The organism is Methanococcoides sp. AM1 (assembly GCF_900774055.1).
Classification (GTDB): domain Archaea; phylum Halobacteriota; class Methanosarcinia; order Methanosarcinales; family Methanosarcinaceae; genus Methanococcoides.
This window is the reverse complement of record NZ_CAAGSW010000001.1, coordinates 346981-368042: the sequence shown is the minus strand read 5'-3', so window position 1 is coordinate 368042 and position 21062 is coordinate 346981. Positions and strand designations below refer to the sequence as shown.

The 21062-nt window shown below is 43.9% G+C and carries 25 protein-coding genes; 17 read left to right on the top strand and 8 right to left on the bottom strand.

Going from position 1 to position 21062, the window contains the following annotated elements; genetic code table 11:
* Window positions 1-6: 6 nt before the first annotated feature.
* The 5 genes from E7X57_RS01870 to E7X57_RS01850 form a co-directional block, all read right to left on the bottom strand.
* A complete protein-coding gene (locus tag E7X57_RS01870; RefSeq protein ID WP_135609954.1) occupies window positions 7-510 on the bottom strand; it encodes a flagellin in 504 nt (167 codons plus the stop codon).
* 68 nt (window positions 511-578) lie between these two features.
* Window positions 579-1349 carry a hypothetical protein gene (locus tag E7X57_RS01865; protein WP_135609952.1) on the bottom strand — a complete coding sequence of 257 codons (771 nt, stop codon included), beginning with the start codon at window positions 1347-1349 and terminating at the stop codon, window positions 579-581.
* Window positions 1339-2661 carry a FlaD/FlaE family flagellar protein gene (locus tag E7X57_RS01860; protein WP_135609949.1) on the bottom strand — a complete coding sequence of 441 codons (1323 nt, stop codon included), beginning with the start codon at window positions 2659-2661 and terminating at the stop codon, window positions 1339-1341. Before E7X57_RS01860 ends, E7X57_RS01865 begins: the two co-directional genes overlap by 11 nt.
* 200 nt (window positions 2662-2861) lie before the next feature.
* Window positions 2862-3566 (bottom strand): UMP kinase, encoded by a 705-nt coding sequence (gene pyrH, locus E7X57_RS01855; RefSeq protein WP_135609947.1) that lies wholly within the window; start codon window positions 3564-3566, stop codon window positions 2862-2864.
* Between the two features lie 261 nt (window positions 3567-3827).
* The gene (locus E7X57_RS01850) at window positions 3828-4004 is read right to left on the bottom strand and encodes a 4Fe-4S binding protein (protein WP_135609945.1); all 177 of its coding nucleotides are present in this window, start codon (window positions 4002-4004) and stop codon (window positions 3828-3830) included.
* Between the two features lie 302 nt (window positions 4005-4306).
* Here E7X57_RS01850 and E7X57_RS01845 point away from each other — a divergent pair, with 302 nt between their 5' ends.
* From E7X57_RS01845 to E7X57_RS01805, 9 genes are all read left to right on the top strand, one after another.
* Window positions 4307-4939: a type IV pilin N-terminal domain-containing protein gene (locus E7X57_RS01845; protein ID WP_167880854.1), complete on the top strand. Its 633-nt coding sequence runs from the start codon at window positions 4307-4309 to the stop codon at window positions 4937-4939.
* A 46-nt stretch (window positions 4940-4985) separates the two neighbouring features.
* The gene (locus E7X57_RS01840) at window positions 4986-7166 is read left to right on the top strand and encodes an ATP-dependent DNA helicase (protein WP_135609940.1); all 2181 of its coding nucleotides are present in this window, start codon (window positions 4986-4988) and stop codon (window positions 7164-7166) included.
* Window positions 7167-7306: 140 nt separating this feature from the next.
* A complete protein-coding gene (locus tag E7X57_RS01835; protein ID WP_135609938.1) occupies window positions 7307-7720 on the top strand; it encodes a GerW family sporulation protein in 414 nt (137 codons plus the stop codon).
* A 99-nt stretch (window positions 7721-7819) separates the two neighbouring features.
* Window positions 7820-8557 (top strand): DUF2953 domain-containing protein, encoded by a 738-nt coding sequence (locus E7X57_RS01830; RefSeq protein WP_135609936.1) that lies wholly within the window; start codon window positions 7820-7822, stop codon window positions 8555-8557.
* Between the two features lie 24 nt (window positions 8558-8581).
* Window positions 8582-9541 (top strand): beta-ribofuranosylaminobenzene 5'-phosphate synthase, encoded by a 960-nt coding sequence (locus E7X57_RS01825; RefSeq protein ID WP_135609934.1) that lies wholly within the window; start codon window positions 8582-8584, stop codon window positions 9539-9541.
* Window position 9542: 1 nt separating this feature from the next.
* On the top strand, window positions 9543-10565 hold the full coding sequence (locus tag E7X57_RS01820; protein WP_135609931.1) for an NOP5/NOP56 family protein: 1023 nt from the start codon (window positions 9543-9545) through the stop codon (window positions 10563-10565).
* Complete coding sequence (locus E7X57_RS01815; RefSeq protein WP_135609929.1) at window positions 10566-11252, top strand: fibrillarin-like rRNA/tRNA 2'-O-methyltransferase; 687 nt, start codon at window positions 10566-10568, stop codon at window positions 11250-11252.
* A 43-nt stretch (window positions 11253-11295) separates the two neighbouring features.
* Complete coding sequence (locus E7X57_RS01810; RefSeq protein WP_135609927.1) at window positions 11296-11538, top strand: DUF2769 domain-containing protein; 243 nt, start codon at window positions 11296-11298, stop codon at window positions 11536-11538.
* 2 nt (window positions 11539-11540) lie between these two features.
* The gene (locus E7X57_RS01805; protein ID WP_135609925.1) at window positions 11541-11972 is read left to right on the top strand and encodes a rhodanese-like domain-containing protein; all 432 of its coding nucleotides are present in this window, start codon (window positions 11541-11543) and stop codon (window positions 11970-11972) included.
* 23 nt (window positions 11973-11995) lie between these two features.
* On the opposite strand, the gene E7X57_RS01800 is transcribed toward E7X57_RS01805, so the two are convergent.
* Window positions 11996-12619, bottom strand: a complete 624-nt coding sequence (locus E7X57_RS01800) for a carbonic anhydrase (RefSeq protein ID WP_135609923.1) — start codon at window positions 12617-12619, stop codon at window positions 11996-11998.
* 124 nt (window positions 12620-12743) lie between these two features.
* Between E7X57_RS01800 and E7X57_RS01795 the strand changes: the two genes are divergently transcribed.
* The 3 genes from E7X57_RS01795 (at window position 12744) to E7X57_RS01785 (ending at window position 16278) form a co-directional block, all read left to right on the top strand.
* Entirely contained in the window at window positions 12744-15041 is a 2298-nt protein-coding gene (locus E7X57_RS01795; protein ID WP_167880853.1) for a PAS domain S-box protein, read from the top strand.
* Between the two features lie 10 nt (window positions 15042-15051).
* Complete coding sequence (locus E7X57_RS01790; protein ID WP_135609919.1) at window positions 15052-15444, top strand: response regulator; 393 nt, start codon at window positions 15052-15054, stop codon at window positions 15442-15444.
* A gap of 147 nt (window positions 15445-15591) precedes the next feature.
* Window positions 15592-16278, top strand: coding sequence for an HAD family phosphatase (locus E7X57_RS01785; protein WP_135609917.1), 687 nt, complete (start codon window positions 15592-15594; stop codon window positions 16276-16278).
* Here E7X57_RS01785 and E7X57_RS01780 read toward each other — a convergent pair.
* On the bottom strand, window positions 16258-16671 hold the full coding sequence (locus tag E7X57_RS01780; protein WP_135609915.1) for a PaaI family thioesterase: 414 nt from the start codon (window positions 16669-16671) through the stop codon (window positions 16258-16260). The two genes, E7X57_RS01785 and E7X57_RS01780, sit on opposite strands and share 21 nt — an antisense overlap.
* Before the next feature lie 371 nt (window positions 16672-17042).
* Here E7X57_RS01780 and E7X57_RS01775 point away from each other — a divergent pair, with 371 nt between their 5' ends.
* Entirely contained in the window at window positions 17043-17465 is a 423-nt protein-coding gene (locus E7X57_RS01775; protein WP_244603562.1) for a hypothetical protein, read from the top strand.
* Between the two features lie 17 nt (window positions 17466-17482).
* Here the strand turns inward: E7X57_RS01775 and E7X57_RS01770 are convergent, their stop codons facing one another.
* Complete coding sequence (locus tag E7X57_RS01770; protein WP_135609913.1) at window positions 17483-17851, bottom strand: hypothetical protein; 369 nt, start codon at window positions 17849-17851, stop codon at window positions 17483-17485.
* Window positions 17852-18009: 158 nt separating this feature from the next.
* Between E7X57_RS01770 and E7X57_RS01765 the strand changes: the two genes are divergently transcribed.
* The 4 genes from E7X57_RS01765 (at window position 18010) to E7X57_RS01750 (ending at window position 21029) form a co-directional block, all read left to right on the top strand.
* Window positions 18010-19098, top strand: a complete 1089-nt coding sequence (locus E7X57_RS01765; protein ID WP_167880852.1) for an outer membrane lipoprotein-sorting protein — start codon at window positions 18010-18012, stop codon at window positions 19096-19098.
* 76 nt (window positions 19099-19174) lie between these two features.
* Complete coding sequence (locus E7X57_RS01760; protein ID WP_210409018.1) at window positions 19175-19648, top strand: hypothetical protein; 474 nt, start codon at window positions 19175-19177, stop codon at window positions 19646-19648.
* 29 nt (window positions 19649-19677) lie between these two features.
* On the top strand, window positions 19678-20490 hold the full coding sequence (locus tag E7X57_RS01755) for a hypothetical protein (RefSeq protein WP_135609909.1): 813 nt from the start codon (window positions 19678-19680) through the stop codon (window positions 20488-20490).
* 17 nt (window positions 20491-20507) lie between these two features.
* Window positions 20508-21029 carry a hypothetical protein gene (locus tag E7X57_RS01750; RefSeq protein ID WP_135609907.1) on the top strand — a complete coding sequence of 174 codons (522 nt, stop codon included), beginning with the start codon at window positions 20508-20510 and terminating at the stop codon, window positions 21027-21029.
* The last annotated feature ends 33 nt before the right edge of the window (window positions 21030-21062 follow it).

Below are 21062 nucleotides of genomic sequence, written 5' to 3'. Positions count from 1 at the left end.
TCCTCTTTATATTCTGAAATCCATTGAGTCGGATTTTCCGTTTTCCGCAGCTATCAATATCCTGTGATCGCCTTCTGTCATCTCAGTTGTGACTTTCATATTGATCTCTAGGGTATCTCCGGGTCGCCAGAGTACATCCTGGTCAAAAAAGTCCATTTCAAGGTTTTCCTGATCAACATACAGGCCGTCTATGAATACATCAAGGTATTCGGTATCCAGATCAGTCCTGCCAGTGTTCTTAGCATAGAATGTATACTCTTTTGAGGTGCTGTTGTATGGTATGATCTCCGGATCACTGATGATGGTTATATCTGTCTTTATCTGTTCTGACAGAACCTTGCTACTTGATGCAGTAGCACCTGTAAGTGACTGGACATTGGAAGTCATGACTACGATGACTGTCATAGCTATAAGGATGGCAGCTATGAAAAATATCATGTGTGTAATTGCAGTCTCAGCCTTCCTGTCTTTGATAAAGCTGGAGTTATCTGATCTTTTTAGGAATGCCATCTGTACACCTTTTTATGATCCAGTAATTATAATCTCAGTTCAATTATTTATTATTTATTTACCCTTCGTTATTTTTCCGGAACTCCGCTGAAAGATGCGGATATGCCGCTATCGGTAATGATCTCAACTTTCATATAGCGAGATCCTGAAACACCCTCGATCGCAAAGGTCTTCGTTTCTCCCGAATACCAGGTTCTCGTGTCTGGTGAGTAACTATAGAGCTTGACTTTTCCGTCTACCAGTGTGCTTAGTTCATCTGCATAGAGTACTTCATCTCCGTGATTAGTGGCCTCGATTATCAATATTGAGTTTGGTTTGTCACTTTTCATTGAATCGATTGTAATGATCTCCTCGGTGTTGCCTTCAGGTGGGTCAATATCCCAATCGATGTCTGGAATGGTACCATTTCCACTTCCCGGAACACCACCTATATACCCGGATACGCCACTATCGGTGACAATTTTCACTCTTTTACTGGCAGATCCGGAAAGATCTTCCACTGCATAGATCTTTGTTTCTCCCGGATACCATTTTGCAGTTTCCGGATAGTAGTCATAATTCAGGAGATATCCATCCACAAGTATACTTATCTCATCGGAATCAAGGACAATATTCCCGCTGTTGGTTGCCTCGACCATCAATATGGAACTTTCATTGTCGAAGGTCATTGAACCAAGATGTACTCCACTGTTGAGCTTGTTATATTGCATTTCATACCTTATGTCTTCAGCATCGCTGATGACATCATTTGAACTGCTCATCACAGCGTAGGAGTTTGTGCCGAGGACAAGGACTGAGACAAAGAATATGGAAATGACAACAGTGGTCTCAAATCCCATAAAGTTCCTCCAGGCCATGCTTCACTTTTGCCATTTCCCTGTCGACCATGCTGAGCATGTTCCTGTCGATCTTGCGTCCGCAAAGCCTTTCGATGAATAGGAGTGATTTTGTGTGGTCTTCCGGTAAAAGCCTCCATGTGGGTTTTTCCACATAGTAGTCTATTCCTCTGGCATAGGCCATGATCTCTGATCTGACCTCTTCACTTATCCAGCCAATATCAACATAATAATCAAGAGCATCCATGAGGTTGTTTCTGCCGACGCGTTCCATCAGGAATTCGATCCAGTTCAGCAGGACCACGACACTCATAGGGTTCTTCTTAATGGATTCCAGACGCACTATAGGTGCTTTCTCGCCTGCTTGCTTTCCTTCACGGATCGGTTCCCCGTATTCATCGGTCTGGTTTGAAAGCTCACCATTGGTCGCCTGCGATCTTTTTAGAATTGCCTGTTCCACTTTTTCCTGTAGTTCGGAAAGGTCGATCTTCTCAAGTTCACCTATCCTGCCTGCAAAGGTGCTTGTTGTTTGTGCAATATCCACGATGTCCATGTCAAGTTGCTTTTGTCGTTCATATGCATCCCTGACCTGGTAGGAGATCTCCGTAACGCTTTCCTGAAGTGTGACGAGAGAATCTGCAAAAACGTCCATTTTTGTAGTTATATCCTCGATTTTTGATTCTGCTTCAGCAGGAAGTCCTGGCATCTGCATGCTCTGGCTAAGTCCTTCTACTTCGTTCTGGAGCATCATTACAAAATCTGCAACTTCAGCTATCCTTTTTTCAGCTTTGTCAAACCGTTCAATAGTGGCACGACCTCCAAGCTCATCTCCAACAAAAGGATTTACCTGATTCGAAACCAGCTCGTAAAGAGAAAGTAGTTCCAGTACGCTCTGGTCTATCTTTTCGACTGTTGTTTTCACACTCTGGCTTTCTCTCTGTACTGTAGAGATCGCCGTGTCTACTTTTGAGAGCTTGGTCTCAAGCGCTTTGATCTTTTCGGCATTCTCGCTGACCTGTTTATTGTCAACAGATTCAGTTTCCTTGGGGCTTTCTCCACCCGGTCCGCCAGCACCTGGTGGGGACGGAAATGAGGATGCAGCTCCAAAAGACGGACCTGCAGGTGATCCCGAAGTAGTCCCTCCGGGAGAATTAGTGGCATCACCAAAATCAGGGGGGCCTGCTGCAAAAGGGGATTGTGGCGAATCAAATGGAGACGCTTGTGAATCGAAAGGTGAACCTTCCTGTCCGTTGCTCCCTTTTTTTCGAAGAATTCCCTTTGTAAGATTCTTCAATTTATTACTGAATCCAGCCATATTTTCACGGACTGCTATAATTAGACTGTAAATTTAACCTCAAACATATATGTATTAATATAGATGTACCATGCTATTATATAAAAATATTCCAAAAAAAGATGCTTCCCTGTAATGGATTTTATTCTTTCACCATCACAAGTTCATTTTAAGATCAATAAAAGTTATTGATCATCAGATCAGCACTTAGCCTTTATAGGTCAGCCGATTATACGTGTGCCAAGGCGCACTCCGGTTATCTCGCCGACTTTTGAGCATTCCTGGAGTATGACCTGAAGTACATCTTCCGGATCAGTTCCATCCATTACGATGGTGTCGATGTTGCAGCGTTCGATGATCTTGGAAGCAAGAGGGTCAACAGGTGATTTGGATCCGGCTTTCATTTCTGTTGAAATTACAACGCTGACAAGTTCCTTTGCTGTCATTACATCATATTTTTTGGCGTCCGGATCTTCTCTTGGATCACTTGAATATACGCCATCGACAGATGTTGCGATCACCATCATGTCTGCATTGAGATATTCAGCAAGAACTGCGGAAACTGCATCTGTGGTCTGTCCCGGAATTACTCCTCCCATTACCACGATCTTCCCTGATGCAAGGGCAGATTCAGCTTCCTTGTAGCTGGTAGGTGGTTCAGGATACGCATCTTTTCCAAGTGCTGCGATCAGGAGCTGGGCGTTCAGTCTTGTTATGTCAATTCCAATAAAATCACATACTACTTCGTTTGCTCCGACGCTTCTTGCAACGTCTATGTAATTCCTTGCTGCAACACCGCCACCGGTAACGATCACTAATTTGTGTTCACGTCCCAGTTCCCTGAGTGCGGAAGCATAAGCAACAAAATGCTCAGGATCCAGGTCCTTTGCGAGTATGGATCCACCTACTGATAATACAACTAACATGATGATCTTTACTCCTAATGTTGTCAATGCTTTAAATCTATCGCCACAATGAATAACATCCTCTGGTTTTATTTTGGGGTGTGGGTATAAAAAGTTAGCACTCGCCCAACGGTGTTATTTATTTTAAATGTACGATCAGATTTGAAACGTAACTCATCTGGTCATACTCAATATGAAATATACATTTTGAAATGATCAGTATGGAAAAAACAATACAAAGAAGCGATATGAAAAATAGAAATATAAATGGAATAAGCAGGCTTATTCCATTGTGATTGCATCTGTTGGACAGGAGTCCACGCATGCACCACAGTCAAGACATTCGTCAGCATCTACTACAGCGATGTTGTCGCCGTCCATTGAAATTGCTTCGGATGGGCAGTCATCTACACATGTTCCGCATCCTACACATTCATCTCTGTTAATTACTGCTACCATTATTATTCTCTCCTATTCAAGTTGGTTTAACTTGTATTAATTGCAAATTTTGCAATATACCCATTAAATAAGTTGGATAAAAAGGTATCGATTATCCAAACATACTTTTCACTTTTAGGAAAGTATTAAAATCGGTACTGTCAATTTCCGGCTATACATAGCCATTTAATTCCAAAATTTTCAATAATTATGTTCGCATATTTTCAAAAAAAGAGCTCAATTCAAGTTCTTATATTATATATAGCAACTGTCTGACAAAATTGTTTAATATTCCTCTGCTGTCTACCCGTTTGGTTGAAATTATGGTAGCGATCCTAAAAAACGATGGTGCGGTGGCACCAATAATCGGAGCGCTTCTGCTGGTCCTGCTGACCGTGCTTCTAGGAGGTGTAGTAGCAGCAGCAGTAATGGGTAATGGTGTCTTTGGTAGCATTTCCTCTTCCACACCTATGGCGATGATAGAGGTCAAAGATGCTGTTGGTGGCGTGCCGAATGCAGTGCAGTATAAAGAGAATTTTGTAATTCTTGAACACAAAGGCGGAGACCCGCTGGACCTTGATTCCACTTTTGTGGTTCTCAGTGGCGATGGTAGCAGCTATGTCGGTAAAGTGGGACATGGCGGCTTCAAGGTTTACGGGGAAGTAATTGCCAAATACTTCGATCTGACCCCTTCCGGCACATGTGCAACGTACAAGAGCAACAATCCTTGTATCGACGATGGTGTGTGGTCTGCCGGTGAGTTCCTGGTGCTTAATGGTGATGACAGTATCAATGGCACGGATGCTTCAACGGTCCGGGTTAGTGTCGGAGGTTACTCTGATACTTCCAACAACTATGGGTTCAGGCAAGGAAGTCCGATCACGGTTAAGGTGTTTGATAGTACTACAGATCGCGTTATTGCAGAGGATATTGTATCGGTAAGACCTCTGGAGTGAAGATCCATCACTACCATTAAAGTAGGGTGAATACATAGGGTGTGCGATGAGTGACAATCCCGCGTATATGAAATATTTCCCAAAAAGTTCATGTTATAATAACCAGCAGGAGGCAATGGATAGGATCCACTCTGCCCTTTTCCAGAAGCAGTTCGTACTATTTGAGGGCGCATGCGGGACTGGCAAGACGCTGAGTGCTCTGTCACCATCACTGCACGTGGGTAAACAGCTTGATAAGACTGTCATTATAGCTACGAATGTACATCAGCAGATGGTCCAGTTCATCAATGAAGCTCGTGACATCAAGAAGATACGCGATGTCAAGGTTGCTATTGTGAAAGGAAAGACCACAATGTGTCCACATGAGGCAGATTATGAGGAGTGTTCTGTCAAAAGGGAGAACACCTTCGAGCTTATGGAAACCGAGCGGGAAATGCATCTTAAGCGACAGGAGCTCAGGTCGGCAAGAGAAAGCTATAAGAAATCCCATGATCAGGCCTTTGTAGCACTTCGCGATGAACTTGCAAAAGAGCTTGATGCTCTGGAAGAGAAGGCCAAAGGCATGCGTGATCGATCCTGTAACGATCTCTATGAAGTGCTAAGATCTGACAGTGAAAAGTTCCGTGACTGGCTCTTTAAAGAAGTGCGCACTCCCGAAGAGGTCAATGACCATGCTCTCCAGAACGGCATGTGCGGATATGAATTACTAAAGCGTGAGCTTAAGCACGCGGACCTCCTGATCTGCAATTATCACCATGTGCTGAATGCGGATATTTTCTCAACTGTATTGGGCTGGCTGGAAAAGGAGCCCCAGGATGTCATCGCTATCTTTGATGAAGCGCATAATATCGAATCTGCAGCGCGTTCCCATTCATCTATCTCCCTGACCGAGCATTCTATTGAAAAAGCAAGGGCAGAACTTGAAGCCAACATCGACCTTCTGGCAGATGACAATATCCATAACCTGTTCAAAGTTTTCCAGGATGTTATTACTGAGACCTATAATTCCAGGTTCAAGTTCGGTGAACGTGAGCGTGTCAGGAAGAACTGGTATGACATGCGTATCAGTGATCCTTATGACCGCAATGACATCGTACGCGCAAGGTTCCTTCGCAATGCAAAGGAAGATTTCGGTGACAAGGATGAGATACAGATACTTCTTTCAGAGGCAAGCGAGATCGGGGCGAAACTTGATGAGACCTACCGTGACCAGTACAAGAAAGGTTTGACTGGTGTTATGAAGCGCTCTCACATTCGGTATGTTGCAGACTTCCTTTCAGCTTATCTGGAGCTGTCCCACAATCCTAACTACTACCCGATACTGAACGTCCGCAGGGATATGAACGATGAGATATACGGTCGTGTGGAACTGTTCACATGTATTCCCAAAAACGTTACAGAACCGCTCTTCAATTCCCTGTTCTCAGGGGTACTGATGTCAGCTACACTTCATCCGTTCGAGATGGTGAAGAAAACACTTGGGATCACACGGGAAACCTGTGAGATCTCCTATGGCACATCCTTCCCTGAAGAAAAGCGCCTTTCAATTGCAGTATCCATCCCTCCTCTCTTTGCCAAGAATCGTGACGATCCACATACAGTTGAGTTGCTGGAACAGGTCCTTCTGGATTCAATTGAGCATTCAAAGGGCAACGTTATCATCTTTTTCCAGAGCTCCTTTGAGGCAAAGAGGTTCTATTCAAAACTGGAACCAGGTATAGATGTGCCTATCTTCCTTGATGAGGTCGGCATTTCTTCCCAGGAAGTTAGGACTGATTTCTTTTCTATAGGTGAGTCCGGTGGAAAGGCTGTGCTGATGTCTTACCTTTGGGGAACTTTAAGCGAAGGTATAGACTACCGCGATGGCAGGGGTCGCACTGTTATTATCGTAGGAGTGGGCTATCCGGCACTCAATGACAGGATGAATGCAGTGGAATCGGCGTATGATCATGTTTTTGGTTACGGTGCTGGCTGGGAATATGCCATACAGGTACCGACCATTCGCAAGATCCGGCAGGCCATGGGCAGGGTTGTCCGTTCCCCTGAGGATTACGGTGCACGCATACTTCTCGATGGCAGGTTCCTGACCGATTCAAAGCAGAAATTTGGGAAATTCGCGGTATTCGATGTGTTCCCGCCTGCAGAAAGGAGCGAGTTCGTGGACGTGGACCCTGAGAAGGTGAAGTATTCACTGATGAACTTCTTTATGGATAACGAGGGGCAGTAAAGCTACTTTTGCTTTTTGTCAGGAGTTCCCATGGGAATACATTTATACTGTAGTCTCCCATAATTTCTTTAATAGATTAAAATCCATGAACTGTGGTCGTGCCTGTGGTTCGGCTTCAGGATAATGGGGAGGTTCTCTATATGGGTCTTGAAGATTTCATGAAAGAAGTGAGCAGTGAGCTTGAACATCTGGTCAGCGCAAAGACAGTAATCGGAGATGCAGTAGTTGCCGGGAATAAGACCATAATTCCTGTCACGAAGGTTTCTTTCGGTTTTGGAAGTGGTGGCGGAGAAGGCAAAAAAGACGGCAATGAATCCGGATTCGGTGGCGGTGGCGGCGGTGGTGCTAAGATCGAGCCGGTTGCTTTCATCGTGATCGAAGAAGAAGGTGTGCGTCTGCTGACCCTTTCCGGCAAGAGTGATATCGGGAAGCTGATCGAAGCTGTTCCGGAAGTTTTTGAGAAGATCAAATCCGCAAAAGGGAAGATGAAAAAAAGTGAAGGGAAGGAACATGGCGGTGAAAGTGATGTTCCGGAAGATGTTGATAAAGAGTGATCCTGTGATCTCTCTTTTGATTAATGCCGTAAGCAGTTGAATATGTCACTTCTCATCTACTCGCTTAGCCTTTGCATTATTTTTTTAGTGGGGCTTGTGTTGTTCGCCCCGATAGACGTTGTTTTCAATGTAAAGGGAAACCTGAATGGCGTTGATAGCAGAGCAGATGTGAAGTGGAGTTTTTTGTCGATGCGTTTCCCACGAAAGAAAGGTTCTGAAAAAGCATCAGTCCCAACAAGCAAGCCATTGGATAAGGTGGGTGAAGATGGTAGTAGGGAAGATGATAAGGGTAGAAAAGAGGCTTATGGCGAGAGTAGTAGCGAGAGTAGTAGCGAGAGTAGTAGCGAGAGTAGTAGCGAGAGTAGTAGCGAGAGTAGTAGCGAGAGTAGTAGCGAGAGTAGTAGCGAAAGTAGTAGCGAGGATGGATCCGGTTTACGTGAGTCATTCGATGATATTCGCTTAAAGGGTCGAATGGTCTACGGAATCCAAAATAATATCTTTCGTCTGCTGAAGGGTATTTTTTCCAGTATACATATCCGTGAATTGTCCTGTGATCTGGCCTATGGGCTACCTGACCCTGCAGATACGGGGATGCTTTGCGGATATCTTCACACTCTGGCCTCTATCGTTCACAGTTGCTGCAGGAAGTTCCATTATTCTGTCACTCCACAGTTCTTCGATGAGCAGCTTGATGTGAGAATGACAGGCGATATTCGGTTCAGGATAGCTTCTTTTATTCCCCCTCTGCTGATGTTCATATTCAGCAGGGAAGTGTTGAGGACAGGGTGGTGGTTTGTGAAAAACAAACGCTCTTCCCGTTCGGGTGCTAGTGTTTAATATTATGAACGCTGATAAACGAGCATGATAAAAATAAGATCCCCATCCAGATTGCATCTGTCTCTTATAGACATGAATGCAGAGATCGGGAGGGTAGATGGCGGCGTAGGGATCACCCTTGATTCGCCTAACATCACACTGAGTGCTGAAAAGCACGATGGGATCGAAATAACAGGTGGTTCGAGTCTTTCAGACCGGGTCTATGGGGCTGTAGAAGCTTTACTTCCCGAAGGTGAGGGAATAAAGGTTCATGTTGAAGAGGACATGCCCCCCCATGTTGGCCTGGGATCAGGTACCCAGATCGCCCTGAGCGCTGCAGCAGCAGTGAACGAACTTTACGGGCTCGGGATGAGCGTCAAAGAGCTTGCTATCAGGGTTGGCAGAGGTGGAACCTCCGGTATAGGGGTTGCTTCCTTTGAGAATGGCGGTTTCCTTGTTGATTGTGGTCATAAGTTCAGTGAGAAAGGTTCCTTTTCTCCTTCATCTGCCAGCAGGGCGGACCCTGCGCCGGTGATTTTCAGGAACGATCTTCCTGACTGGGACATCATACTGGCACTTCCGGATTCAAAGGGTGCACACGATGCACAGGAAGTGGATATATTCAAAAAAGAGTGTCCTATCCCTCTTCAGGAAGTGCAGGAAGTCAGTCATGTTGTGCTGATGCAGATGATGCCTTCGATCATAGAGGGCGATATTGAGAACTTCGGGATGGCTCTGAACCATTTGCAGACAGTTGGTTTCAAGAAGCGGGAGGTTGCTTTGCAGTCACCGGCTGTGCGGGACCTTATCGAGTTCATGCAGGACCTTGGTGCAGCAGGTGCAGGTATGAGCTCTTTTGGGCCTGTGGTTTTTGGTGTTGTGGACCACAGGCGTATAGCTGAACAGATAAGAAAGGAAGCACAGCTTTTCCTGGATGAGACCGTTGGCGGTAACGTTGTCCTGACACGTGCGAACAACTCCGGTGCAAAAATATGGAAGGATTGATTTGAAGATCATTACATGGTATGGGATCCTAACCCTTGAGGAAAATGTTGTTGTCGATTGTGAACTTTTCAATAAGGACGTCGAGGAGCTTGCAGAAGGCCTGCTTCAACGAAATGTAGCAGGTTCACAGCCCCCTGCAGCAGGTTTTGATATCCGCGCTCCGGCGATTTCCTTCGATTTTGTGGCAGATGACCGGGAATACGATTCCCTGCTTCGTGATGTGAGCATTCGTGCAGGGAAATTGCGTATTTCCCGAACCAACACGCCGGATATGCGTATCATTCAGGCAGTTGAAGCACTGGATGATATCGATGATGCAGCAAATGCACTTTCTGAGCGCCTGTCCGAGTGGTATGGCCTGCATTTCCCGGAACTGGGATTAAATTCAGAGCAGCTTGCAAGATTCGTGAAAGAGCATGGTGCACGTTCCAACATACCTGCTGATGACCCGATGTTCGATAAGGCTTCATCCTCCATGGGTGCTGAACTTCCTTCTGCTGATGAGGAACTTGTGAAGCAGTTTGCTTCGAACATATGTGATCTTTATGATAACCGGCACAATATTGAGGAAAGCATTCTCAGGAACATGGAAGAGATAGCTCCCAACCTTACCAATATAGCAGGTCCTCTCATTGGTGCACGCCTGATCAGTATGACAGGTGGCCTTGGGAGGCTTTCACAATTACCTTCCAGCACGGTGCAGGTCATGGGTGCCAGCAGGGCACTCTTCAAGCACCTACGGTCACGTGCACCCTCTCCAAAGCACGGCCTGATATTCAATCATCCACTCATCAAGAACTCTCCGTGGTGGCAGAGGGGTAAGATCGCACGTGCACTGGCTGCAAAGATCAGTCTGGCCTGCCGCACAGATGTATATTCAGGAGAACTGAGCCCTGCTATAAAGGTCGGTCTTGAGAAGAAGGTAAATTCAATAAAAAGTTCCAACCCCAAACCTCCTGCAAGGGAGAAACCTTCCGGAAAAGGTCGGATCAAGGGGAATAAAAATCCAGGGGGCAGGCGTTAAATGGCTGTAAAAGAACTTTCAGATGGCATTTTCGAAGTACAGAAAAGTGGTAAAAGGTTCATCGGTACAAAGAACGCAGTACCCGGTTCAGCTGTCTATGGGGAAAGACTCGTAGAGGCTGAAGGGGATGAGTATCGTATATGGGATGCCCGCAGGAGCAAGCTTGCTGCCATGGTTCTCAAGAAGATGAGCATTCCTATCAAAAATGATTCCCATGTCCTGTATCTGGGCGCAGCATCCGGAACAACTGTAAGCCACGTTTCCGATATTGTCACCGATGGACTGGTCTATGCTGTGGAATTTTCTCCGCGAACCATGAGGGAACTGATACAGTTATGTGATACAAGACCGAACATAATCCCGATTCTTGCAGATGCTAACCATCCCGCTTCATATGCACATATCGTTGAACAGGTCGATGTGGTCTTCCAGGATGTGGCACAGCCTAACCAGGCACAGATCGCAGCAGCGAATTGCGGACAATTCCTTAAAGGAGATGGCCATCTTCTCCTGTCTATCAAGGCAAGGAGCATTGATACTGTGGCAAATCCCGGAAAGGTGTTCAAGGAAGAGGTCAAGAAGCTGGAAAAGGAATTTGATGCCAAATTCCATGTTCTTAAAAAACAGGATATTGCACCTTTCCACGAGGATCACCTCGGTTTGATCGCACAAAAGATCATCAGATAAACATAAAGGTAAGTTATTCCCATATCTTTTATGGGAATCAATGATGTCTGATATTGAAGGAGAAAAGATCGGCGGGAAATACTTTGGGATATGCCCCTCATATCATCATTCCAAAGCCTGTAACTGTAAACATTGTCCATCATCCCCGGGAGAAGGGTATATGTTTTGTGCAAGGGGTAATAAGTCACCTGTTCCTGAAAAGGTGGTTTGTCTCTGTAAAGAATGTTATGTTTATGGTCAGTTCGCTCTTGAAGGTGATTATTTTTGCAGAGGGAAGGATGAATGAATATGATCTCTGAGAAAATTGTATTGGTTTTAGCAATTCTGGTAGTTTCCGTTGTCATTTTAGGTTGTGCTGACCCTGGTATGTCAGATCAGGTGGATGGGGATAATGCCACTGCAGGATACACGGATGTATCGGTACAGGAAGCAAAAGAGATGATCGATTCCGGGGATGTTTTCCTGCTGGATGTTCGTACTGTCAATGAATTCGAAACTGAGCACATTGAAGGTGCTGTGAACATCGATGTTAACGAACTCGGCTCAAGGCTGGACGAAGTTCCCCAGGATGAAACGATACTTGTCTACTGTCGCACAGGTGTAAGAAGTGCTGCAGCAAGCAATATTCTTGTTGATGCTGGTTATACTGATGTGTATAACATGCTTGGTGGCATAAGCCAGTGGAAAGCAAAAGGTTACCCGTACGTGAGCGGGCCCTGACCTTTATTTATTTATTTATTTATTTATTTCATCTGGTTATATCCATCTGCCAGCTCTACGTTTACTTCAATAACCTCTTGGTTGGTGTGCTCAAATGTATATCCTTCGTATATTTCAGGCAGGTTGTCTGCATCTTTCTGGGATGTGATGGTAACTCCTGCAGGTACGTATCTGTTTTCCGGGACATTCGCACCGATCACGCAGGCTTTTGGTTCAAGTACTGAGTTCTTTCCAATCGTTGCCTTATAGACAAATGTCTGCATTCCTACGAACACATCGTCGAAAACAACAGCTGGTCCGTGTACCTGTGCCTGGTGGGCAAGAGAGACACGCTTCCCTATGTAGATCGAATAATTCTTCCCCTCAACTTCTACCTGGTTCTCTTTTATCGGATTGCCATTTTGGTCAATGGTCTGGCGGCCGTGAAGGACAACTGCATCCTGCACATTGCTCTGGTCATCGATCCTGATGTCCAACCCCTCGTCTCCCCTTATGGAGGCATAGGGTGCGACCATAACTCTTTCACCGATGGAAACTGCCCCGATGACTGTTGCCTGGGGATGTATGTATGCGGTCTCAGAGATATTCGGATGCTTGCTTTCCGGATTCCATGAAGTTATAGGATTTGCTTCAACGTTTTCTGGCATAGTATCACGGAGAATTATAATGGTTTTCTATTAATAATTAATTTCCCTCTGGGAAAATAGATCCATTTATATGCACTTCGGTAACTTAATATTCAGTACCTGTGTTTTTACTGTGGGGATTAGTATGAAAGGGTTTGGGATCATGCCGGAGAAAGAGACTTACATAAATGTTCCCGTGTCTGATGAGTTGTTGCGTATCCAGCGAGATATAGGCATTGCCTTGTGTTCCAGCAGTAATCTTCTCACCAGTCTTGAAAGGTTGCTGGAAACCACCCTTAATATTGGGATCATTGATTGCGGTGGCATATATTTCGTCGATGAGGATACCGGTGAGATATATCTTGTAATGCAGAAGAACCTTTCAGAGGAGTTCATCCGCAGAAATTCCCATTATGGTGCTGATTCACATCAACATGAGATCCTCGAAAGAGGTTTGGTCTTTTATGGGATGTGTTCTGATTTTATGGATAACGTCCCTGACGATTCTTTTACAAATGGTTTTCGTGGGTGTGGCATTATTCCTATATCGTACGGTGGTAAAGTGATAGGCAGTCTAAACGTTGCTTCACATAGCCATTATGCATTACCTTCTGAAATCCAGGATTCCCTGGAAGCCATTGCTGTACAAATCGGCGGGTTCATTGCAAGGATCCGGTCCGAAATGAAACTGGAAAAAAGGCAAAAAGACCTGCAGACTCTGTTTGAAAGCATTGAAGATCTTTTTTTTGTGGTAGATCTGGCGGGTAACATCCTCGATGCCAACAAAAAGACCCTTGATAGATTGGGTTATACTCTAGAAGAGTTTCGCAGATTAAGTCCACCAGAGTTACATTCTGAAAAAGATCGTAGTGAGGTCATGAAAGCCATTAAGGTGGTCCTTTTCGATCCCCATGCTTCCTTTTCGATCCCCATGCTCACAAAAAACGGTTTCTCCATTCCTGTTGAAGTGAAAGTAAGTCCCGGTAAATGGGATGGAAAAGATGCCTATTTTTGTATATGCAGGGATATATCCGATCGGGAACATGCTGAATACCTGCTCAAAAAGGAAAAGGACAAGCTCCAGAATTATCTTGATATAGTTGGTGTAATCATTTTTGCAGTCGATCGTGATCAAAATGTGATAAGTATCAACCAGAAAGGTTGCAAAATGTTCGGTCGCCCGGAGTTCGATATTATTGGGAGAAAATGGTATGATCTGGGTTTTTCAGAAGAGTTCAGTGAACAGGGCCGAAAAGCCTTCCCGAAACTAATGGATGGCGATACGAACGTTATGGAATATTCAGAGAGCAGTATTGTAACCGGAACGGGGGATGAATGGATCATTGCATGGCATACTGTGGTTCTGGGGGATGATGAAGGCGGGATCAAAGGTCTGTTATGCTCCGGTGAAGATGTGACCGAGTTCAGAAATACAGAGGCAGCGCTTAAAAGCTCTGAGGAAAAATATCGTGTTGTTTTTAATGGTTCTCTTGATGGGATCACTATCCATGAAAGGGAGAACTACAGGATGCTCGACATCAATGACAGGGGGTGTGAGATGTCTGGTTATTCAAGGGAAGAAGTGATGGGCAGGACCGCTGAGGATATAAAACAGGGTAAGGCGCTTTATTCATTGGAACAGACCACATGGTTGATCGATCATGCATCTGAATATGGTTTTGCGAATGCTGAATGGCAGGCCCGGAAAAAAAGCGGTGATCTATTCTGGACCGATGTCATGGCAAGATCCGCGATAATTGGCGGAAAGGAACGCATCATCATCACTATACATGATATTACTGAGCGCAAGGATGCAGAAAAGGCTTTGATGGAGGTCGAGATGATGCGTAAAAAGGAGATCCATCATCGTATAAAGAACAACCTCCAGATAATCTGCAGTTTGCTCGACCTTTGTTGTATGGAGTTTGATGATGCAGCTGTAGTCCAGGCTTTTATGGATAGCCAGACCCGTGTTATGTCGATGTCACTGATACACGAGGAGCTATACCAGTCAAAGGATATGGAACGTATCAATTTTGCTGATTATATACAGAAGCTCTCAGCTGAACTTATTAGCTCGTATTCTGTTGATAAGGATATTGAACTGGAGCTTAATGTAGAGGATATCTTTTTGAGTATGGATACGGCGATCCCTCTTGGTATCATCATAAACGAGTTGATAACCAATTCTTTGAAGCATGCTTTTAAGGAAAGGTCTGGTAAGATATACATTGATCTACATCATGGGAATGAAAATAAATTTATACTAATCGTGACTGATAATGGTATAGGATTCCCTGAAGGTATTGATTATAAGAAATGTACTTCATTGGGTTTACAGCTGTTGAACACGCTGGTCGATCAGATCGGAGGGTCCATTACTATGGATTGCACTGCTGGGACAGCTTTTACTATAATGTTTGATGAAAAAGGAAGGATATGAAGGTCACAAGATGAAACAGGCAAATATTTTAGTCGTCGAGGATGAGAATATCGTTGCTTTAAGCATAAAGAACAAGCTTGAAATGATGGGGTATTCCGTAGTCGGCACGGCTTCTTCAGGTGAGGATGCTATTGTAAAAGCGGATTTATTCTATCCTGATCTTGTGTTAATGGATGTCATGCTCAGAGGTGAAATGGACGGCATTGAGGCAGCTGAAAAGATTAGGGAAAAATTTGATATCCCGGTGATCTTCCTTACAGCATATACTGATGATAAGACCCTCGAAAGGGCGAAACTCGCCGAACCTTATGGTTACATCTCAAAGCCGTTCAAGGAACAGGACCTAAAGTCCAATATCGAGATGGCTCTTCACAAGCATGAGAACGAGATCAGGTTAAAATAATTGTAGGGCAGATCGTGTCTGTATATGTTTCAGATATATCTGCATTTACAGTGTATGCTTTTTATTATTGTTCACATCAGTAAATTATGTTAATTTAAACATGGATCCTGATTATTTTTAGAGTTTTATCTATTCCAGGTGTAAGTTGTGCTAAAAGTTCTGATATTCGATATGGATGGTGTGCTGGTGGACTCTATGTCCTACCATACCGAGGCTATGCAGCATATCTTTGATGAATTGGGCATCAATATGGATAAACAGGACATCTACGACAAAGAAGGGTCGAAGACCGTAGAGATCGTCAGTTTCCTGCTTGAGAAGGAAGGGATCGATCCTCTTGATTTTGATGTCGATGGCCTGATAAAAAGATACAGGGCAGAGTTTGCAAGGATACTTGTGTTGAAGTCTTTCAGGGAAATCGATGAGTGCCTTCCGATATTGAGGGAGCGTTTCATCCTTTCAGTGGTCTCAGGTGCTGACAGGAATATCGTGCATGATGTTATTGGCAGATTGTTCGATGGTATTTTCGACATTGTTCTCAGTGGCGAGGATGTAGAAAATGGAAAACCTGCACCCGACCCTTTCCTTAAAGTTGCTGAGATGTTGAATATTGACCGGAGTGATTGCCTTGTGGTGGAGAATGCACCAATGGGCGTGGAGGCTGCGAACAGGGCCGGTATGTTCTGTGTGGGTGTGCCTACTTATGTCAGTAAAGAAAGCATTATCAATGCTGACAAAATAGTGGACGATCACCGGGTGCTGAAGGAATTCCTGCTTGGGCTCGAACATCTGGAAAAAGACGAGGTCGAATCCTTACGCCTGACCAATAAATGATTCTAATGTCTGTTTTTTCCTGTATACCATTCCCTGGAAGATGGCAATGGTATTTCTGTTGTCATCGGTAACTTCGATTGTATAGGTTGCTATCTTCGGGTTCCTTGAGGTCTCCTGTGCTTCGGCTATAAGGGTTCCTGAGGTTGCAGCTGTTACAAAGGAAATTGTTGCATTTATGGCAACTGCAACTGTTCCGTGGGAATTGGCAGCAGCTGCAAAAGTGAAGTCTGCAAGGGTGAATGTTGCTCCTCCCTGTACAATGCCTACCCCATTGAGGTGGTGTTCCTGAATGTCCATTTTTGCTTTTGCGTATCCTTCTGAGACTTCCAGAAGCTCGGCGTTGATGTATTCTGCAAATTTGTCTCTTTTGAAGAACTCTTTTATCTGATCCAATTTATCTCCTCTTTTTTGTTTTAACAGGTACGTAGTTGTTTGTATGTGCTATATTTTGGTTTCCATTGTTATCTGTAAGGATTCTATATGTTATTAATAAACATACCGGGTTAGGAAAGCATTGTCCATTAATGAGAAAGCGGATGTACGTCCGCATAAACCCCCTCATTTCCACTGGAGATTATTATTCAGGACAAGATATTTTGCATTTTTCGGATAGATCTGTGTAATATTAGGCAATTTAAGGGGTGTGAACCTGACAAAAAAGCAAATAGAAGGTATTTTAAAGGACGAGGTATAAGATTGATTTAAGCAATTAATTACATTTTATTATAAATCAATTATTTTTTATTATGCGGGGAGTGCTACATATGGGAATGGATTATTCAGAGTTCTGGAATGCAGATGAGTATGTCGTGGTAGATGACAAAACAAAACCTGCGATCAAGTGGGCGGCCAATGAGATGAAAAAGCGTGGTAAAACTGTCCATTATGTAGATCTTTCCGACAGGCCGGGGCTGGATGCTATCAAGTCCGTAGGAGAAGTCCCGGATGGTGTTGAGAATGCAGTGATAGGGCTGACAACAATGGAACCCGCAGATGCAATGAAGGAACTCTTTGAAAAGGGTGTTGTCAATACCTGGATCCACTGGAGAACCGATACGCCTGCCGTACGGGAATTATGTGCTGAACACACCTGTTTTACGGGCAGGTGTCCAATGATGTACTTAGGCAGTGATCTGAGCATTCATGGTGTACACAGGGCTATCGCCAAATTGACGGGAAAATATTGATTTTATCCCGGAAGTCTTCATTTGCCCGACCTTAGGGTCAGTCCCCCTCCCAGAATAAGCATGGCCCCAATCGGTGTCCACATCACACTTAGTAATGCAAATCCGAAGATGCCTGGTATGATCATTAATATGCCTGCAAGCCGATGATCCTTTTCAGCATATATTCCTCCTGCAATCCCCATCGCTCCAAAGATCATTATCAAAAGGCAGAATCCTGACATGATAATTTCGGGGTCGTAAATTCCAAATACAGAAGGCACCCCATATATTATGCCGCTTCCACCTATTCTTAGACCGCCGACTGTAACTGCAAACATATATACACCTGTGATGATCACTAACAGGCCGCTTGTGATCCCTAATGTTTTTCCTACTTTTCGTTGCATGATCAACTTCTTCCGGATATTCTTATTCTTAAATTAAAATACTTTCTCCAATTAATTTTCACTCAGAAGCAAAACTTTTATTATGTTTACTTACATTGTAAAATTCAAACATAAACCTTCCGGCATAAAATATGTCGTGAATTGAAGTGATGATCAATATGAAAAGAACCAAGATCTTGTTTATTTTCCTTATGGTATTCTCTGCATTTTTATCAGCAGGGTGTGTGGATGATCAGGTCTCAGCAGAAGAGATCGCAGAACAAATGCAACAGAAAAATGACCTTATTGAGGACTCTTCATTCACGTTGTATATGACAATGTCACTCATGGGCCAGGAATCCGTTATGGAGCAGGATATGGTTCAGAAAAAAGAGAAGATGAGGTCATTCACTAAACAGCCTGCAGAACAGGCAGGTACAATTGTTGTTTCCAATGGTGAGACCATGTGGACATATGATCCCCGGCAGAACTCGGTCGTAGTCATGGAAATGCCGGATGTTGATCTGGGTCAGGAACTAAATTATGCTGGTCTTATTGCGAATTTCCTTAATGAAAGTGATGTTTCTTTTTCCGGAATGGAAAAGATCGACGGTAGAAATACTTTCATAATGACCCTGGGGCCAAAAGAGGAAGAATCATCCGGTTCTATATTTACCGGCAATATCAAGGTCTGGGTTGACGAAGAGACCTGGATGCCGTTGAAGTATGATATATATGATCCTGATGGAAATGTAATTATTTCAGCAGAGGTCCGCAATTTGCAGGTGAATACCGGTATTTCAGATGAAGTATTCGAGTTCGATATCCCTGAAGGTGCAGAAGTTACTACCATTGACATGAATGAGTTTGCACTTCCTGAGGATATTACATTAGAGGAAGCACAGGAAAAAGCAGATTTTGAGATCCTCCTCCCGTCCTATGTGCCAGAGGGTTACGAGTTCGACCATGCATCATTGTTCGATAACAGTGAGTTCACTTCCGGGAGTCAGGTTCTGCAAAGAGTAACCCTGATGTACAAAAATGACGACTCAAATCTTCATATAACTGAAATTTTCTATGAATCCGGTTTTCCCGGACCAACGGAGTTCTCTGGTTCCGAGAGTGTTGATGTCAATGGCTCTCCCGGGGACTTTGTCGAAGTTTATGGAAATAAAATGCTTCGATGGGATGTGGATGGCATCGATCTGACGATAACTGGTTCCCTGGATAAGGATGAGTTGTTGGAAATCGCAGGATCGATGAACTGATGTTGACATTAGGGCAACCGGTCTTTTTGGTCGGCTGCCCGATGCAGATTTATGGATTTTTAAGGGTGTATATTATATGAGAAAAGTATTGGCAGCACTTCTTCTGTTTATCTCATTGTGCTCGATTGTTATTCTGGCTGTGGGTTTAGATCACGGTGAAGATGGCAATACGTCAGCGGATATAAGTTATAATGATGATGAATTGCAGGAGCTTTATCATAAATACAACATTTCTGAGAACGATATAAAATTTGCAAAGGGGCAACTTCCTCATTATCTGGAGGGTACTGTGCTGAAGAGTGATGTGAGGTTAATCGTAACTGAAACAGGAGTGCCTCCTGAAGGTATGGTGGAAGGGGAGGACTATGATATGGTCATAACTCAAGAGGAAATGCTTGCGATCGAAGCGGATGCAAGGCAACGATATAATGAGACATACGGTGTTGACCCTTCAAACCCAAAGCTGGATGAGGTATATGGATATCTGTTACCTGTGGGGGAAGTAGAACTACTTATCCTCACAAACCCTTCGTTAGCATTTGATTATTGAACGGGATGGCATATTTTTGGTGATTGCTTATGAACTGGTTTGGGAAATTGGCAGCAGGAGTTATTTTATTTTTTGTTTTAGTGCTGGTTGTAATTGCTGCTATAGGAATTTACAGCGGTGAAAAGTCCTATGAGGACAGTTACAGAAGCGACTATGAGTATAATGTAATTATTTCGACCACTTCTACACTGGAAAATGTTACATTTTACCTGCCGGTTCCTGTCTTTGAAAACAGGTCAGTAGTTGCTGAAAGTCTAATTTCTGAGAACCTTCATAATATGCCGAAAGGGTGGAATTTTAGTCTTGTCGATACGGAGTACGGTCCTATGCTTGGTATTAGTGCAGATGAGATCGTCCCGACCTATCATTCGTATCCTGTTGCGGTTCCTGAAGATGCTCCTGTAAATGATCCTAGTGTTGAAGATGAGTGGATGACCTCTGATAAATACTCGGATGAAACTCCGGTTCTGGATCTATTTGGCTTTGGGATGAACCTAGAGGTGGAGCCGGAAATAAATACTATATGTCCTTTTGGGAACGAATCGATGTTAGGCCCAAAGTATGGTCTGGAGATGACGGTGTACGATCCTGCACATCCTGTATCCCGGGGAGAAGAAACTCAGTTCTACGAATATGAGAGCCGTATCTATGCGGATTATGAAACAAGTTCTGACAACAATGTACGGATCTCAGTGAGAATGGAAGGCCTGAACCAGTGGTGGGTGTATGGCTGGAGCTACAATGGTTACAATGACCGTATTTTTGCAGAACTTACTGGAGAACAGGATGGCTGGGTAACTGTAAAAGGTCAGGTAGTTACCGGCGAGGGCGTGTACAAATAATGAGTTCAGGTGATTAAATGGGTAGTATTTCAGATAATAAGATCATCATTGGGATCGCATTGATAGTGGCAATACTGGCTTATAGCTATTACATAGGACAATTGTTCTCAGGGGTTTTGATAGCTTTACTTGTTTTAGTTATATTTTTGATCCCGGTAAAGGATATTGGAGGTATAAAAGCATCAAAAATAACTTCTGCCCAGGAGGAATTTGAGGGTCTGGTACTTGGTGATTCAAGGATATATGAGAAGGCAAATTCCTTTGTTGGAATTCCGATAGGTATCGTATTGGGGAAAATATTCGGCAGATATGAAAGTGTTTTCACTGTCCGCAGCGATAAAGGTTCTGTTATTGTTGTCTATTCGGGGATCTGCCCGGTTTCAAAAGATGGCAATGTCCGGGTGTTTGGGACATGGTATGAAGGGGAGAATGTTGGTATCAAAGGGAGTTTTGTCAGAGCTGAGAGGGTGGTGGATGAAAGCTCAGGACTTGTGTTTTCATTAAAAAACCAATCCACAAAAGAGCAGATATTTGACTGAATTTCTTTATGCAATTTCACATACCAGACTTAT